Source organism: Citrobacter sp. wls714 (genome assembly GCF_005281025.1).
GTDB classification, from domain to species: domain Bacteria; phylum Pseudomonadota; class Gammaproteobacteria; order Enterobacterales; family Enterobacteriaceae; genus Citrobacter; species Citrobacter werkmanii.
Genome location: NZ_SZWZ01000095.1, coordinates 82325 through 97881, shown reverse-complemented (window position 1 = coordinate 97881; position 15557 = coordinate 82325). Strand labels below are relative to the sequence as shown.

The 15557-nt window shown below is 53.3% G+C and carries 15 protein-coding genes and 1 other annotated feature; of the genes, 4 read left to right on the top strand and 11 right to left on the bottom strand.

Annotated elements, in window-relative coordinates; all coding sequences use genetic code 11:
- Window position 1: 1 nt before the first annotated feature.
- From thrA to yjjY, 4 genes are all read right to left on the bottom strand, one after another.
- Complete coding sequence (thrA, locus tag FDX11_RS20995; RefSeq protein ID WP_137398489.1) at window positions 2-2464, bottom strand: bifunctional aspartate kinase/homoserine dehydrogenase I; 2463 nt, start codon at window positions 2462-2464, stop codon at window positions 2-4.
- 23 nt (window positions 2465-2487) lie between these two features.
- Window positions 2488-2614: a sequence feature (Thr leader region), on the bottom strand.
- Window positions 2544-2609 (bottom strand): thr operon leader peptide, encoded by a 66-nt coding sequence (gene thrL, locus FDX11_RS20990; protein WP_032337689.1) that lies wholly within the window; start codon window positions 2607-2609, stop codon window positions 2544-2546. (Overlaps the previous feature by 66 nt.)
- A 206-nt stretch (window positions 2615-2820) precedes the next feature.
- Window positions 2821-3507 carry a tRNA/rRNA methyltransferase gene (locus tag FDX11_RS20985; RefSeq protein ID WP_042312489.1) on the bottom strand — a complete coding sequence of 229 codons (687 nt, stop codon included), beginning with the start codon at window positions 3505-3507 and terminating at the stop codon, window positions 2821-2823.
- 398 nt (window positions 3508-3905) lie between these two features.
- Window positions 3906-4046, bottom strand: coding sequence for a protein YjjY (gene yjjY / locus FDX11_RS20980; RefSeq protein WP_042998021.1), 141 nt, complete (start codon window positions 4044-4046; stop codon window positions 3906-3908).
- A 95-nt stretch (window positions 4047-4141) separates the two neighbouring features.
- Here yjjY and arcA point away from each other — a divergent pair, with 95 nt between their 5' ends.
- Window positions 4142-4858 carry a two-component system response regulator ArcA gene (gene arcA, locus FDX11_RS20975; RefSeq protein ID WP_001194359.1) on the top strand — a complete coding sequence of 239 codons (717 nt, stop codon included), beginning with the start codon at window positions 4142-4144 and terminating at the stop codon, window positions 4856-4858.
- Between the two features lie 60 nt (window positions 4859-4918).
- Here the strand turns inward: arcA and creD are convergent, their stop codons facing one another.
- Genes creD through creA form a run of 4 tightly spaced genes read right to left on the bottom strand, consistent with a single transcriptional unit; the run spans window position 4919 to window position 8937 of the window.
- Complete coding sequence (gene creD / locus FDX11_RS20970; RefSeq protein WP_137398488.1) at window positions 4919-6280, bottom strand: cell envelope integrity protein CreD; 1362 nt, start codon at window positions 6278-6280, stop codon at window positions 4919-4921.
- A 57-nt stretch (window positions 6281-6337) separates the two neighbouring features.
- The gene (gene creC, locus FDX11_RS20965) at window positions 6338-7762 is read right to left on the bottom strand and encodes a two-component system sensor histidine kinase CreC (RefSeq protein WP_137398487.1); all 1425 of its coding nucleotides are present in this window, start codon (window positions 7760-7762) and stop codon (window positions 6338-6340) included.
- On the bottom strand, window positions 7762-8451 hold the full coding sequence (gene creB / locus FDX11_RS20960) for a two-component system response regulator CreB (protein ID WP_042312498.1): 690 nt from the start codon (window positions 8449-8451) through the stop codon (window positions 7762-7764). Before creB ends, creC begins: the two co-directional genes overlap by 1 nt.
- 12 nt (window positions 8452-8463) lie before the next feature.
- Window positions 8464-8937, bottom strand: a complete 474-nt coding sequence (gene creA / locus FDX11_RS20955) for a protein CreA (RefSeq protein WP_038637033.1) — start codon at window positions 8935-8937, stop codon at window positions 8464-8466.
- 211 nt (window positions 8938-9148) lie between these two features.
- Here creA and robA point away from each other — a divergent pair, with 211 nt between their 5' ends.
- On the top strand, window positions 9149-10018 hold the full coding sequence (robA, locus tag FDX11_RS20950; protein WP_061382877.1) for an MDR efflux pump AcrAB transcriptional activator RobA: 870 nt from the start codon (window positions 9149-9151) through the stop codon (window positions 10016-10018).
- Here the strand turns inward: robA and gpmB are convergent.
- Window positions 10015-10662, bottom strand: a complete 648-nt coding sequence (gene gpmB / locus FDX11_RS20945; RefSeq protein WP_006686609.1) for a 2,3-diphosphoglycerate-dependent phosphoglycerate mutase GpmB — start codon at window positions 10660-10662, stop codon at window positions 10015-10017. The two genes, robA and gpmB, sit on opposite strands and share 4 nt — an antisense overlap.
- Window positions 10663-10714: 52 nt before the next feature.
- Here gpmB and yjjX point away from each other — a divergent pair, with 52 nt between their 5' ends.
- Entirely contained in the window at window positions 10715-11230 is a 516-nt protein-coding gene (yjjX, locus tag FDX11_RS20940; RefSeq protein ID WP_042312503.1) for an inosine/xanthosine triphosphatase, read from the top strand.
- Window positions 11231-11287: 57 nt separating this feature from the next.
- On the opposite strand, the gene trpR is transcribed toward yjjX, so the two are convergent.
- Together trpR and sltY are read right to left on the bottom strand one after the other, a co-directional pair.
- Window positions 11288-11614, bottom strand: a complete 327-nt coding sequence (gene trpR / locus FDX11_RS20935) for a trp operon repressor (protein ID WP_032934222.1) — start codon at window positions 11612-11614, stop codon at window positions 11288-11290.
- A 90-nt stretch (window positions 11615-11704) separates the two neighbouring features.
- Window positions 11705-13642, bottom strand: coding sequence for a murein transglycosylase (gene sltY / locus FDX11_RS20930; protein ID WP_061382876.1), 1938 nt, complete (start codon window positions 13640-13642; stop codon window positions 11705-11707).
- Between the two features lie 207 nt (window positions 13643-13849).
- Here sltY and ettA point away from each other — a divergent pair, with 207 nt between their 5' ends.
- Window positions 13850-15517, top strand: coding sequence for an energy-dependent translational throttle protein EttA (gene ettA / locus FDX11_RS20925; protein ID WP_079225546.1), 1668 nt, complete (start codon window positions 13850-13852; stop codon window positions 15515-15517).
- The last annotated feature ends 40 nt before the right edge of the window (window positions 15518-15557 follow it).

The following is a 15557-nucleotide window of genomic DNA, read 5'->3' as shown; positions in this document are numbered from 1 at the left end:
GTCAGACTCCTAACTTCCATGAAAGGGTACGTAGCAGGTCGGCAAATACGCCCGCCGCGGTTACGTCATTCCCCGCGCCGTATCCGCGCAGCACTAACGGTAACGGCTGATAGTAATGGCTATAAAACGCCAGCGCGTTTTCACCGTTTTTCACTTTGAACAGCGGATCGTTGCCGTCTACTGCATCAATTTTCACGCGACAGACGCCATCCTCTTCAATATTGCCAACATAGCGCAATACTTTCCCCTCATCACGAGCTTTCGCCACCCGCGCGGCAAAGTCATCATCCAGTTGCGACAACTTCGCCATAAAGGTGGAAACATCGCCGGAATCATCAAATTCTGTTGGCAGAACCGGCTCAATGACAATGTCAGACAGCTCCAGCTCACGCCCGGTTTCACGAGCCAGAATCAGCAGCTTACGCGCCACGTCCGTACCGGAAAGATCGTCACGCGGATCGGGCTCGGTATAACCCAGCTCACGCGCCATGGTGGTCGCCTGGGAGAAGCTCATGCCTTCATCCAGCTTGCCAAAAATAAACGACAGCGAACCGGAAAGAATGCCAGAGAATCGTTGCAGTTCATCGCCTGCACTGAGCAGATTTTGCAGGTTTTCAATAACCGGTAAGCCCGCGCCCACGTTGGTGTCATACAGGAATTTACGTCGCGACTTCGCCGCAGCAAAACGCAGTTGATGGTAGTAATCCATCGACGAAGTATTGGCCTTTTTGTTCGGGGTGACCACATGAAAGCCTTCACGCAGGAAGTCGGCGTACTGATCCGCCACCGCCTGGCTTGAGGTACAGTCGACGATCACCGGATTGAGCAGATGATATTCTTTCACCAGACGAATTAAGCGCCCAAGGTTGAAAGGTTCTTTCGCACACTCCAGCTCAGACTGCCAGTTTTCCAGATTCAGACCATGAACGTTGGTCAGCAGGGCCTTCGAGTTCGCCACGCCGCACACGCGCAGATCGATATGCTTGTTTTTCAGCCAGGTTTGCTGACGTTTAAGCTGCTCCAGCAGCGCACCGCCCACGCCACCGACGCCAATCACAAACACTTCAATCACCTGATCGGTATTGAACAGCATCTGATGGGTCACGCGTACGCCGGTAGTGGCGTCGTCGTTGTTCACTACCACCGAAATAGAACGCTCAGAAGACCCCTGGGCGATCGCCACGATGTTGATGTTCGCGCGAGCCAGCGCGGCAAAGAATTTCGCCGAGATACCGCGCAACGTGCGCATACCGTCGCCAACCACCGAGATGATAGCCAGACGCTCAGTCACCGCCAGCGGCTCCAGCAGACCTTCTTTCAGTTCGAGATAGAATTCATCCTGCATGGCGCGTTGCGCACGCGCGCAGTCGCCCTGCGGGACACAGAAGCTGATGCTGTATTCAGAAGAGGATTGGGTAATCAGCACCACCGAGATGCCTGCACGCGACATCGCGGCGAAAACGCGCGCCGCCATGCCCACCATACCTTTCATTCCAGGGCCGGAGACGCTAAACATTGCCATGTTATTGAGGTTAGAAATACCTTTTACCGGCAAGTCGTCGTCATCGCTGCTGGCACCGATCAGCGTACCGGGCGCTTGCGGATTGCCGGTATTTTTAATCAGGCACGGGATCTGGAACTGGGCAATAGGGGTAATGGTGCGCGGATGTAGCACTTTAGCGCCGAAGTAAGAAAGCTCCATCGCTTCCTGATAAGACATCGACTTCAGCAGTCGGGCGTCGGGTACCTGACGCGGATCGCAGGTATATACGCCGTCGACATCGGTCCAGATCTCGCAACAGTCCGCACGCAAACAGGCGGCCAGTACGGCGGCAGAGTAGTCAGAGCCATTACGCCCCAGCACCACTAACTCACCTTTTTCATTCCCGGCGGTAAATCCGGCCATCAGAATCATATGGTCCGCAGGAATACGGCTGGCGGCAATGCGGCGTGTAGACTCGGCGATATCAACAGTAGATTCGAGGTAATGGCCTACCGCCAGCAGCTTCTCAACCGGGTCGATGACCGTCACGTTGTGCCCGCGCGCTTCCAGCAGGCCAGCCATGATGGCGATCGACATTTTTTCGCCACGGCAGATAAGCGCGGCATTGATGCTGTCCGGGCACTGCCCCAACAGGCTGATACCGTGCAGGACGTGCTTAATCTGAGCAAATTCTTGTTCAACCAAGGCTTTGAGCTGAGCCAGCGGGAAACCCGGCTGTGCAGCGGCAAGACCAGCTAAAAGCTCTGAGAAAATGCGTTCGGCGTCGCTGATATTGGCTAAAGCATCCTGACCACCGATGGTCTTTTCAATCATCGCCACCAGATGGTTGGTAATTTTGGCGGGGGCAGAGAGAACGGTCGCGACCTGCCCCTGTCTGGCATTGCTTTCCAGAATGTCGGCAACCCGCAGAAATCGCTCTGCATTTGCCACTGATGTACCGCCGAACTTCAACACTCGCATGGTTTACCTCATTGCCTTTGGTCGAAAAAAAAGCCCGCACTGTTTAGGTGCGGGCTTTTTCTTGTGTTTCCTGTACGCGTCAGCCCGCACCGTTACCTGTGGTAATGGTGATGGTTGTGGTAATAGTGATGCTGATGCGTTTCATGATGTTGTGTGCTCTGTAATTATTATCTGTCTGTCTTGTATTCTTTTAGGGTTAAAGTATCTGCTGACCTAAGTCAATAAATTTTTAAATTGATCACATTCCGAAACTTGTTCATGAGCCACTGCTTGCCCTTTTACTTTCAACCAATACAGCATGTCCGCCCCACTTGAAACCAAAGTAAAACGCTAATAATACAACATTAGCCAGCATTTTATTTTGTTATGTTTTTTTCTATATCATGTAAAAAACGGTGCAGCATTGCCGTGTCTCGCTGCCCTAATAAGCCCATTCGCTGTTGCAGCCAGTCGGTGAGTTTGATGTCGTCAGAAACGTTCAGCGTAGCTAATAAACGTAAAACGCGCGCGCGCAATGCCTGCAACTGAAGTTCATCCGTCACCTCACTATTTTTGGCCGGTTGTTGTATTAAACCTGCTAATTGATAGCAATATACCATTACCGCCTGCCCCAGATTGAGTGAAGGGTAGTCAGCCACCATTGGTACCCCGGTAAGGATATCCGCCAGCGCTAATTCTTCGTTGGTCAGCCCGGAATCTTCGCGCCCAAACACCAGCGCGGCGTGATCCATCCACGCGGATTTTTCCTGCAGCAGAGGAACGAGTTCGACCGGTGTGGCGTAATAATGGAACTTCGCCCGGCTACGCGCCGTGGTCGCAACGGTAAAATCAACGTCGTGCAGCGCTTCGGCTAGCGTTGGAAAAACACTAATATTATCAATAATGTCGCCCGATCCATGAGCAACCCATCGCGTTGCAGGTTCCAGATGGGCCTCGCTGTCCACGATCCGCAATTGGGTGAATCCCATGGTCTTCATCGCGCGGGCAGCCGCACCAATATTTTCCGCTCTGGCAGGGGCAACCAGAATAATTGTTAAACGCATTTCGATACTCTTTTAGCCAGTCGGCAGGTAATAATGTGACCCACATCAACATATTACGCAGCGCGAATTTACATATTTTTAACAGAAATCACTGAAAAAGGATTTCGCATCCAATAAAAAATGCTAAACTATTTCCAACCTGTACTATTGCTTTTTATGTTAACAGAAGTTGCATATCCTGCTGTTTATCCATGATAATTTAATTTAAAATGGATAGCATTGGTTGGATTCATTACATTTATTAATTAGCTCGTGCAACTAGTTGTAATATTGCAATTTTGTGATGAAAGCAAACATTTGGATGCGTTGATTTCATCAAACTGTTAACGTGCTACAATTGAACTTGATATATGTCAACGAAGCGTAGTTTTATTGGGTGTCCGGTACGTCTTAGCCTGTTATGTTGCTGTTAAAATGGTTAGGATGACAGCCGTTTTTGACACTGTCGGGTCCAGAGGGAAACTACCCACGACCAAGCTAATGATGTTGTTGACGTTGATGGAAAGTGCATCAAGAACGCAATTACGTACTTTAGTCATGTTACGCCGATCATGTTAATTTACGGCATGCATCAGGCAGGTCAGGGACTTTTGTACTTCCTGTTTCGATTTAGTTGGCAATTTAGGTAGCAAACATGCAGACCCCGCACATTCTTATCGTTGAAGACGAGTTAGTAACACGCAACACGTTGAAAAGCATTTTCGAAGCAGAAGGCTATGATGTATTCGAAGCGACAGATGGCGCGGAAATGCATCAGATTCTCTCTGAATATGACATCAACCTTGTGATTATGGATATCAATCTGCCTGGGAAAAATGGCCTTCTGTTAGCGCGCGAACTCCGCGAACAAGCTAACGTTGCGCTGATGTTCCTGACGGGCCGTGATAACGAAGTCGATAAAATTCTCGGCCTCGAAATCGGCGCCGACGATTACATCACCAAGCCGTTTAACCCGCGCGAACTGACTATCCGTGCTCGTAACCTGCTGTCACGTACCATGAACCTGGGTACCGTCAGCGAAGAACGCCGTAGCGTCGAGAGCTACAAGTTCAATGGCTGGGAGCTGGACATCAACAGCCGCTCTCTGATTGGTCCTGATGGCGAGCAGTATAAACTGCCACGCAGCGAATTCCGCGCCATGCTTCACTTCTGTGAGAATCCTGGCAAAATCCAGTCTCGCGCAGAACTGCTGAAAAAAATGACCGGTCGCGAACTGAAGCCACATGACCGTACCGTTGACGTGACTATCCGCCGCATTCGTAAACATTTCGAATCAACGCCGGATACGCCAGAAATCATCGCTACCATCCACGGTGAAGGCTACCGTTTCTGCGGCGACCTGCAGGATTAATTCGATCCTCACACGTACAAAAACGGCGCTTTATGCGCCGTTTTTCATTTCACCGCTCCGCTATTTCCATATACGTAATTCATCACTCTCACCGGGTTGCGGCTCAGGAAGCGCTTTCGACGCAGGCTTTGGCTGCGCCAGCGAGTGCCAGTCAAGATGACGCGTCAGGAACATCACGCCACACAGTGCGAATAACAGTACGCTGGTGCCAAGCAGTAAAGAACTGTCCTGTGAACGGAGCAACACCCACATCACGCCATCCAGCCCCAGCAGCGCTACGGTGAACAAAATACTCTTACGCCAACCCTGTAATATCGCCTGCAGGTACACACCGTTCATCAACGCTCCCACCAGACTGGCCGTAATCCACGCGGCGGTAAAACCAATGTGTTCTGACAACGCCAGCAGCAACAGATAAAACATCACCAGCGATAACCCCACCAGCAGGTACTGCATCGGGTGCAGTCGAAGGCTGGTCATGCTTTCAAGGACAAAGAAAGACATAAAGGTCAGCACAATCAGCAAAATGGCATATTTTGTCGCCCTGTCCGTCAGTTGATATTGATCCGCTGGCGTGGCGACAGCAACGCTAAATGCAGGCATTCCCTCCCAGCCAATCTTTTCACCATCAAAGCGTTCGCCGAGGTTATTGGCAAACCAACTGCTTTGCCACTGGGCATTGAATCCAGACTCACTGATTTCGCGCTTCGCCGGAAGAAAATCTCCAAGAAAGTTGGGATGCGGCCAATTGCTGGTTAAGGTCATTTCACTGTTTCGGCCAACCGGAACGACGGAGAAATCGCCGGTGCCGCTCAAATTAAGCGACAGCGCCATGCTGAGATTTTGCGCCGTCCAGCTCGCGTCGGGCAGCGGAATATGGATCCCCTGAGCACGACCAGCCAGCCCCGTTCCAGGCTCAACGGCCAGCGACATGCCGTTAACCAGGGGGGCTTTCACCACGCCGATCCCACGCGCATCACCCACGCCCACCACAATAAACGGTTTGCCCAGGCTGACATTGGGATGGTTTAAATCACTCAAACGTTCAGCGTTAAACTCAGCTTTCACCGCCAAATCGTTATGCCAGACCTGGCCTTCATAAATACCAATTTTACGCGCTTCAACGTTTTGGCTTCCCTCAACGACCAACGATTCCGGTAGCCAGAAATGGATATAGCTGCGCTTACGCTGGACCTCTTTACCCTCCTCCAGCTCGGTATAAAGTTCCGTCACCGGAATGGCAATCAACGGGCCGACCATCTTTTGCGGTCCGCTGGTGCTCTGGCGGATTGCATCTTCAACATCATTGCGATAGTCCGATCGCTCAACGATTATCTGCCTGACCATTGTCAGGGGAATTAACAACAGCAGCATAGCGCCGCCTAAGGTGACGATTTTCCAGAACAGGGGTGATTTCAACATAGCGTTCTCCTTTGCAATAGCAGCAAGGTAGAACAGCTATGTGCGGGGAATTTGAAGTTATGTGAAGTGACGGTGAAGCGTAAACGAAGCCTGGGCGCCGCCTTCCGGTCGATTGCGTAAGGTCACCGAGCCTGCATGCAGTCGCGCAACCTCACTGACAAACGCCAGTCCCAATCCGCTGCTCTTAAGCCCATTTTCACGGGGCAGCGAGTAGAAGCGTTCAAAAATACGCGGCAACGCAAAATCAGGGATCCCGCTGCCGCTGTCGGTAACCTGCAATATGATCTGCTCTTCGTGCTGATGCGCACTCAGCACAATCGTCCCGTCCTGTGGCGTAAAGTCGATAGCGTTGTCGAGCAAATTCCCCAATGCCTGCTCCAGCAGCGCGGGATCGGCATCGACGCTAAGCGATGAAGGCATAATGGTCAGCGTGATGTTTTTTGCCGCCAGCTGCACGCTCCGGGCTTCTTTAAGCTGGGCAAACAGCGCATCTACCGCCACCGGCGTCAACGTAATGTCCTGTCGATTCTCCAGTCGCGCCTGGCGTAACAAGGTTTCAACCAGCGCCTGCATGCGCGCATTTTGCGTCAGAATATTATCAGTAAAACGCGCAACCACGTTCGGCGGCGGGCCTTCGCGCAAAATTTCCGCCGCGCCGCGAATGGCCGCCAGCGGGCTTTTGAGTTCGTGCGTTAATGCATAAACGTATTGCTCAATATAATTCTTGCCCTCCAGCTTCAGACGCATACTTTCCAGCGCCTGCGCCAGTTTACGTAACTCGCTGCTGCCTAAATCAGGCAGTGCGACGGGGCGGTTCTCGGTCACAGAGTCGGCATAACGCGCCAGCCGGGCAATGGAACGGTTGATCCACCATACCATTCCGGCGCCAATCACTAAGGCGATCCCCAGCAACACCGCGCTGGCCCAAAGCATCCGCCGTTCACTGCGTTTAATCACCGGCGCCATCGCCGCATTGGGTTTGCCGACGCTAAGCACGCCAATAATACGCCCGCCGTCAACGATCGGCGCGGCAACGTACATCACCGAACTTTCCGGATCGTTCGGATTTTGCAACGTACTGCGGGCGCCATACTGCCCACGCAACGTTAACCACACGTCATTCCAACGGGAATAGTCCTGGCCGACCGCCTGGTTAGCGGAATCAAACAGCACCTTACCCTGCGCGTCCGTCATATAGACATGGTATTCATTACGCACTTTGTTAATGCCGCTGATATTGGCACGGAATGGGCGGTTATGCAGTTGGGAAAATGCTTGCGCCAGCTTACCGTTGGCGGGAGCGTCAGAGAGTAAATCATCACGCGCCAGCGCAGCCAGCAACGTGGCGGTATCAATCAATGTGCCTTCCGTCGCCCGGCGGACGCCAGGCTTAATTTCCTGCACAAAGATCGACAACACAAACCAGGCGGCAACGGCGACAATCAGGAAATAGCCGAGCAGCAAACGCATACCAATGCGCATCAGACGCTCCTCAGGCTGTATCCCATACCGCGATGCGTATTAATAGGGGAAAACTCGGGGTTGATGGCCCGCAGCTTGGCGCGCAGCGTTTTGATGTGGGTATCGACCGTTCTGTCGAAGGTGTCCTGCGCATCGGCCCAGACTAAATCCATCAATTGCTGGCGAGAGTAAATGCGCCCCGGCGACATCAGCAGTGTTTTCAGCAACAGGAATTCATAGCGCGTCAGAGTTAACGGTATACCGAACCAGGTAATCTGCGCGGCCAGCTCATTAAGCTCAAAATCCCCGCAGCGCGTCGTTGAGGAAGGAGAGGCGAATTTTTGCACCCGCCGCAGCAGTGTACGTACGCGGGCGCACACCTCACGCGGCGAGAAGGGTTTGGCAACATAATCATCCGCGCCGATTTCCAGCCCCAGCAGACGGTCCACTTCATCGCTGCGCGCGGTGAGAAAGAGGATCGGCAATGCCGGATGGCGTTCAAGTAAACGTCGACACAGTTCAAAACCGCTGATATCCGGTAGGCCGACGTCCAGAATTATCGCATCGGGGCATCTCTGGCGCGCATTTTCCAGCACCGGTAGCCCGCGCTCGAACGCTTCTACGCTAAAACCTTCCTGTTGCAGCATATAGATAAGCGTATCGGCGATTCCCTGCTCATCCTCAACCAACCAGATCAACGGCTGTTGCATTTTGCTTCCTTGTTATTGCCGCCACGGCATGATTGGCACAGCGCTGATGGCATTTTTGGGCGATCCATCAACCACTTTATCTGAATAGGCCAGATAGGCCAGCGCATTACGTTTTGCGTCATAAAAACGTACGACCTGTAAGGATTTAAACACCAGCGAGGTCCGTTTTTTAAACACCACTTCGCCTTGCGCTTTACCGTTCTTGATTCTGTCGCTCAGTTCCACCGGTCCTACCTGCTGGCAGGAGATGGCGGCATCAGAGGTATCCTCAGCCAGCCCCAACCCACCTTTGATGCCGCCGGTCTTGGCACGACTCACGTAGCAGGTCACATTGGTTACATCCGGATCGTCAAACGCTTCGACCACAATTTTATGATCCGGCCCAAACATTTTGAACACCGTATCGACAGATCCAATCTGCTCCGCATGGGCGACCTGCGCCAACATCAGCAAAATTGAGGAAATGGCTAAGCTCTTATATTTCATATTGTTACCATTCTTAAAAGTTACTCTGAGTAATTATTCGACATTCTAAGATAAAACGTATACAGATCACAGGATTACAATAATCACGCTTTCGAATGTCCAAAAAAAGCATTTATGAGCAAAAAAAACACTGAATGCTAAAACAACAAAAAATGCTATTATCCTCATACCTGACGTCAGGTACTCGTTGTTGAAAGGATGAGGATATTTTATGGATCAGGCTGGCATTATTCGCGACCTATTAATCTGGCTGGAAGGTCATCTGGATCAGCCTTTGTCGCTTGACAATGTGGCGGCAAAAGCAGGCTATTCCAAGTGGCACCTGCAGAGAATGTTTAAGGACGTGACGGGCCATGCTATTGGCGCCTATATCCGCGCCCGTCGTTTATCGAAATCCGCAGTGGCGCTTCGCCTGACTGCGCGCCCTATTTTGGATATTGCCCTGCAATACCGCTTCGACTCTCAACAAACCTTTACCCGCGCGTTCAAGAAACAGTTTTCTCAGACGCCAGCGCTGTATCGCCGCTCGCCGGAATGGAGCGCTTTTGGTATTCGCCCGCCAATGCGACTCGGTGAATTTGCCATGCCTGCGCACGAGTTTGTGACGCTGGAAGATACGCAACTGCTTGGCACCACGCAAAGTTATTCCTGCTCGCTGGAACAGATTTCAGATTTCCGTCATGAAATGCGTATTCAGTTCTGGCGCGATTTCCTTGGCCATGCGCCTTCAATCCCGCCGGTGCTGTACGGGCTGAATGAAACGCGTCCGAGCATTGAAAAGGATGATGAACAGGAAGTGTTTTACACCACGGCACTGACGCCGGAACAAGCCAATGGCTATGTACCGGCGGCGCAGCCTATCCTGCTGCAGGGCGGCGAGTACGTGATGTTTACCTATGAAGGGCTGGGAACCGGCGTACAGGAGTTTATCCTGACGGTGTATGGCACCTGCATGCCGATGCTAAACCTGACCCGCCGTAAAGGACAGGATATCGAGCGATACTACCCGGCAGAAGATGCCAAAGCGGGAGATCGCCCGATCAACCTGCGCTGCGAATTCCTGATACCGATTCGCCGCTAACGCTGCAGCTCATCCAACGCAGGGGCGTCCAGATGTGAGATGTCCCCTGCCGTTTCAACCACCCATCCCGGCGCAAGCCATAAACTTTCCTGGTAATCAACGCGGGAAATTGAGCAATTGCGCAGACGCAAGCGACGTTCAGCCCATGCCGGCAATCCCAGAATCGTACTCACCAGGCAGCCCAGCGCGATACCGTGGCTCACCAACAGTGGGCGGCTCCCCTGCGGAAGGTCCAGGCAGGCTGCTAGCGCCGCGTTGACGCGATCGCTCAGCTCCTGCATCGATTCCCCTTCCGGAATACGCCCATCAACCGTACCGTTCACCAACTGGCGACGCCAGCCCTCTTCTTCTGGCGTCAGCGTGTCGATATGGCGTTTTTCCAGCACGCCCATATTCAGTTCACGCAGCCGGGAGTCATAAGTGATATCACAACCACAAGCCTGAGCGATGATTTCTGCTGTGCGTCGTGTACGACCTAAATCACTACTGATGACATGCGTAATACCCAACGAGCGGGCGCGTTCACCAACCTGCATGGCCTGCTGCTCACCTTTAGCGGTCAGTGGGCTGTCTGACTGGCCTTGAATACGTCGCTCGGCGTTCCACTGCGTTTCACCATGGCGAACAAGGTATACCTGTAACATGCTTTTTTTCCGTTATACTGCGATGCGATGAATTTTCAAACTGAGCTTTATTATGCACAAGGTTATCTCTGCTACCACCAATCCTGCCAAAATTCAGGCAATTCTCCGGGCATTTGAAGAGATTTTCGGGGAAGGATCCTGCCATATCGAACCCGTCGCCGTCGAGAGCGGCGTACCGGAACAGCCTTTTGGAAGCCAGGAAACGCGCACTGGCGCACGAAATCGCGTGGATAATGCGCGACGCCTGCATCCACAAGCTGATTTCTGGGTAGCCATTGAAGCCGGAATTGACGATGACGCCACCTTCAGTTGGGTGGTGATTGATAACGGCGTTCAGCGCGGTGAAGCGCGATCGGCCACGCTGCCGCTGCCCGCCGTCATTCTCGACAGAGTCCGCCAGGGGGAAGCGCTTGGCCCGGTGATGTCGCAGTACACAGGTATTGATGAGATTGGTCGTAAAGAGGGCGCGATTGGCGTGTTTACCGCGGGTAAGCTGACGCGCTCAAGCGTTTACCATCAGGCGGTGATTCTGGCGTTAAGCCCGTTTCATAACGCGGTGTATCGATAATTATTTGCGCTATGTTGTAGGCCTGATGGCGCTGTGCTTATCAGGCCTACGAGCAAATCAGACGCTTTTCAGCAGTACCTGCTCCAGCCACTGGCGCAGATCCACCGGCGCGGATTTCAGGCTGTTTGAACCGCGCGTAATGGTGGCGATGCCCGCCCCAAGCTCATTTTTCAGCTCGCGCTGGCTCATCTCGCCGCGCAACAGCTCTTCAATGATACGCACTCGCGTGCCCAACGCTTCGCGCTCATCCGGCGTCAACATCAAATTGAGCAGCGGCAGATGTAAATCTTGCTCATAGGCGTGTTTAAGTAAGTCGACAAAACGTAACCACTCCTGGTGACGCTGTTCTGCCATCTCTGCTGAATAGGGTGATTGCTGAGTCATAAGATATCGCCATCGTTGTGGGGGAAGCGTGCTTGCCTCCCCCCTTTTGTACTCTTTAACGAGTACGATAGCATAACACAACCGATACGATCAGTAACGACGTTGCCATTCTGCGTCGCTCATCAGTTCCGGTTTATCGCCAAGGAAATAACGATAGTACGCATCGTAAGCCAGCACGTTCTTCACATAACCACGCGTCTCTGAGAACGGAATACTTTCGACAAACGCCACGGCATCGATCCGACCTGCGCTATTACCCAACCAGGTGCGCACGCGCCCCGGTCCGGCATTATAGGCCGCCGATGCAAAGATGCGGTTATTGCCAAATTGCTGATAAACATACTGCAAATAGCTGGTGCCAATGTTGATGTTGGTATCAGGATCCAGCAGTTGACTCGGACTGCTGTAACCCGGAATCGAGAACATTTTCACCGTGTGCGTTGCGGTGCCCGGCATAATCTGCATCAGCCCACTGGCGCCAACCGGCGATTTCACTTTCGGGTTCCAGGCGCTTTCCTGACGCGCGATCGCCATCGCATAACTTGGCGGAATATCTTTCCCACTGGTATAGCGGGTAAACAGATCTTTATAGGCCAGCGGAAAGCGCTCTTCCAGATGATCCCACAGTTTACCGGCGATCGTGGCCTGTACGCTCAGATCCCACCAATGATTGTTAAACGCGTAGCGCGCCAGCTGCGCCTGCTCGGACTTGGTGCGGCTGGTGACCAGATTTGCCCATTCACTGCGCGCGGTATTATCCAGATTCCAGTACATCAGCTCGCGTACGCGCGCCATTTCCGGTCCCTGAGTCAGCGCAGAGTCAACGTTCGCTGGGGCTTTATCCACCTTCAGCTCGTACTCTTCACCGAGGCGTTGCGCCGCCACCATCGGGTAGAAACCGCGCTGCTGCATGAGTTGATGCAGAATCTCTTTCGCTTCCGCCTCGCGTCCGCGCTCCAGCAGCAGATCCGCTTGCCAGTAGCGCCACTCATCTTTTTCTTTAGCGTCCATCGGCAGACGCGCCAGCCAGGTATTCAGGCCGCGACGATCGCCAGTTCCCAGCGCCATCCGCACGCGACGCTCCACAAGCGAGGTGGAATTTGAGCGCATAATCGCATCATCACGCCATTTCGCCTGCTCGTCGGTAACGTCATTGCCCATCAGACGCCAGGCGACGATGTCGCGCAGCTCCTGAGTCTGCTCGTCATTTAGCTGCTGCGCCTGCACCAAAGAGGGGATCATCAGGCGGGCGTTTTCGACATCCTGACGCGCCACGCTGGCAAAAGCCACCGCCGCCATCTGCCGGGTGAAATCCGTTGCGCCAGTGGTGCGCGCAAAGGTCATTACGGTGTTTGGATCGTTAGCCAGCGCGATGATCGCCGACGCAATTGTCTGGTACTCCCCAGGCATTTGCCCGGCCAATGCCGTAACCAGCCCGGTATTACCCGCTTTCATCGCCAGACGAATACGCTCCAGATAAGCCAGCGGATCCTGAGTGCCTGAAGCGCGCCACACGCCGAATAATTTGTCACAGGCGTTCGGCTGACTTTTCCCGGTCAGCCACAGATCTTTCGCGCCCTGCCAGGCCTCTTCGGTTTGTCCGGTACTCCATTTCGCGAAGTAATAGTTACATTGCGCTTCCGTGGTACCCGGTTTTTCCGGGCTGAATGCCAGCAGTCCACGCCAGTCTTCCCGTCGCGCCAGTTCATTCACAAAACGCGATTGCAGAGTACGCGCCGGGGGCAGCGTCGGGTTGGCGCGCACAAAATTGGTGACGGTAATGGTCGGCTGATTCATCAGATCGTCAGTAATCTGACGATATTCCAGATAGGGATACAGAGGATAGTTCTTCAGGCCGGGCATCATCTGCTCTACGACATCCATCTGTCGGTTGTCCCAGGCCTGCTTAATTTGCGCATAGCGATTGCGCTGCTCATCCAGGGAATCGGCTCGCGCCACTTGACTGACCGTCAGCAGACATACGCTGGCCGCCAGCAGGCGCCAGGTAAATTGTTTGGCTTTGTCCACAAGCTCTTCCTCTTGTCATGTTACGTCTGTGCAGCATCATGCCGCTTAATTCATTCATGCTAACCAGACATTGCAGAATGCGCCACGTCACGGACACTTTTTTACTTTTGTTGCGAGTGAGATCTGCTGGCTGGGATTGGGCAATGAAAAAGGCTACACTTCGCTTTTGATAACTCTATTCATCACTATAAAAGAGGCGAAGTCCACGTGGCTCAATTCGTTTATACCATGCATCGTGTCGGCAAAGTCGTTCCGCCGAAACGTCATATTCTTAAAAACATCTCACTGAGCTTCTTCCCTGGCGCCAAAATCGGTGTACTCGGTCTGAACGGCGCGGGTAAATCTACCCTGCTGCGCATCATGGCCGGTATTGATACCGAAATCGAAGGCGAAGCTCGCCCACAGCCTGGCATTAAAATCGGTTACCTGCCGCAGGAACCAAAACTGAACCCGGAACACACCGTCCGTGAGTCTGTTGAAGAAGCGGTGGCCGAAGTGGTTAACGCCCTGAAAGGCCTGGATGAAGTGTATGCCAAGTACGCAGAACCGGACGCCGACTTCGATAAACTGGCCGCGCAGCAGGGCAAGTTTGAAGAGATTATTCAGGCGCATGACGGCCATAACCTGAACGTGCAGCTCGAGCGTGCCGCTGACGCCCTGCGTCTGCCGGACTGGGATGCCAAAATCGGGAACCTGTCCGGTGGTGAACGCCGCCGCGTCGCGCTGTGCCGCCTGCTGCTGGAAAAACCAGACATGCTGCTGCTCGACGAACCAACCAACCACCTGGACGCCGAATCCGTCGCCTGGCTGGAACGCTTCCTGCACGACTTCGAAGGTACCGTCGTGGCGATTACCCACGACCGTTACTTCCTCGACAATGTTGCGGGTTGGATTCTGGAGCTGGACCGCGGCGAAGGTATTCCATGGGAAGGCAACTACTCCTCCTGGCTGGAGCAGAAAGATCAGCGTCTGGCGCAGGAAGCTTCTCAGGAAGCCGCTCGTCGTAAATCTATCGAGAAAGAGCTGGAGTGGGTGCGTCAGGGCGCGAAAGGCCGTCAGTCTAAGGGCAAAGCCCGTCTGGCACGCTTTGAAGAGCTGAATAACACCGAATACCAGAAGCGTAACGAAACCAACGAACTGTTTATTCCACCTGGACCTCGTCTGGGCGATAAAGTCGTTGAGGTCAGCAATCTGCGTAAATCCTACGGCGATCGCGTGCTGATCGACGATCTGAGCTTCTCTGTACCGAAAGGCGCTATCGTCGGCATCATCGGTCCGAACGGCGCGGGTAAATCAACCCTGTTCCGTATGATGTCCGGTCAGGAACAGCCCGACAGCGGCACCATCTCGCTGGGCGAAACCGTGAAGCTGGCCTCTGTTGACCAGTTCCGTGACGCAATGGATAACAGCAAAACCGTGTGGGAAGAAGTTTCCGGCGGTCTGGATATCATGAAGATCGGCAACACCGAAATGCCAAGCCGTGCTTACGTAGGCCGTTTTAACTTCAAGGGCGTGGATCAGGGTAAACGCGTGGGCGAACTGTCCGGCGGTGAGCGCGGTCGTCTGCACCTGGCCAAGCTGCTGCAGGTTGGCGGCAACATGCTGCTGCTCGATGAACCGACCAACGACCTGGATATTGAAACCCTGCGCGCGCTGGAAAACGCCCTGCTGGAATTCCCGGGCTGCGCGATGGTTATCTCGCACGACCGTTGGTTCCTCGACCGCATCGCGACCCATATTCTGGACTACCAGGATGAAGGTAAAGTGGAGTTCTTCGAAGGTAACTTTACCGAATACGAAGAGTACAAGAAACGCACACTGGGCGCCGATGCTCTGGAGCCGAAGCGTATCAAGTACAAGCGTATTTCGAAGTAATTACCGTTAAGCGCCGTATCCGGTCTACGAGGTTAGTACG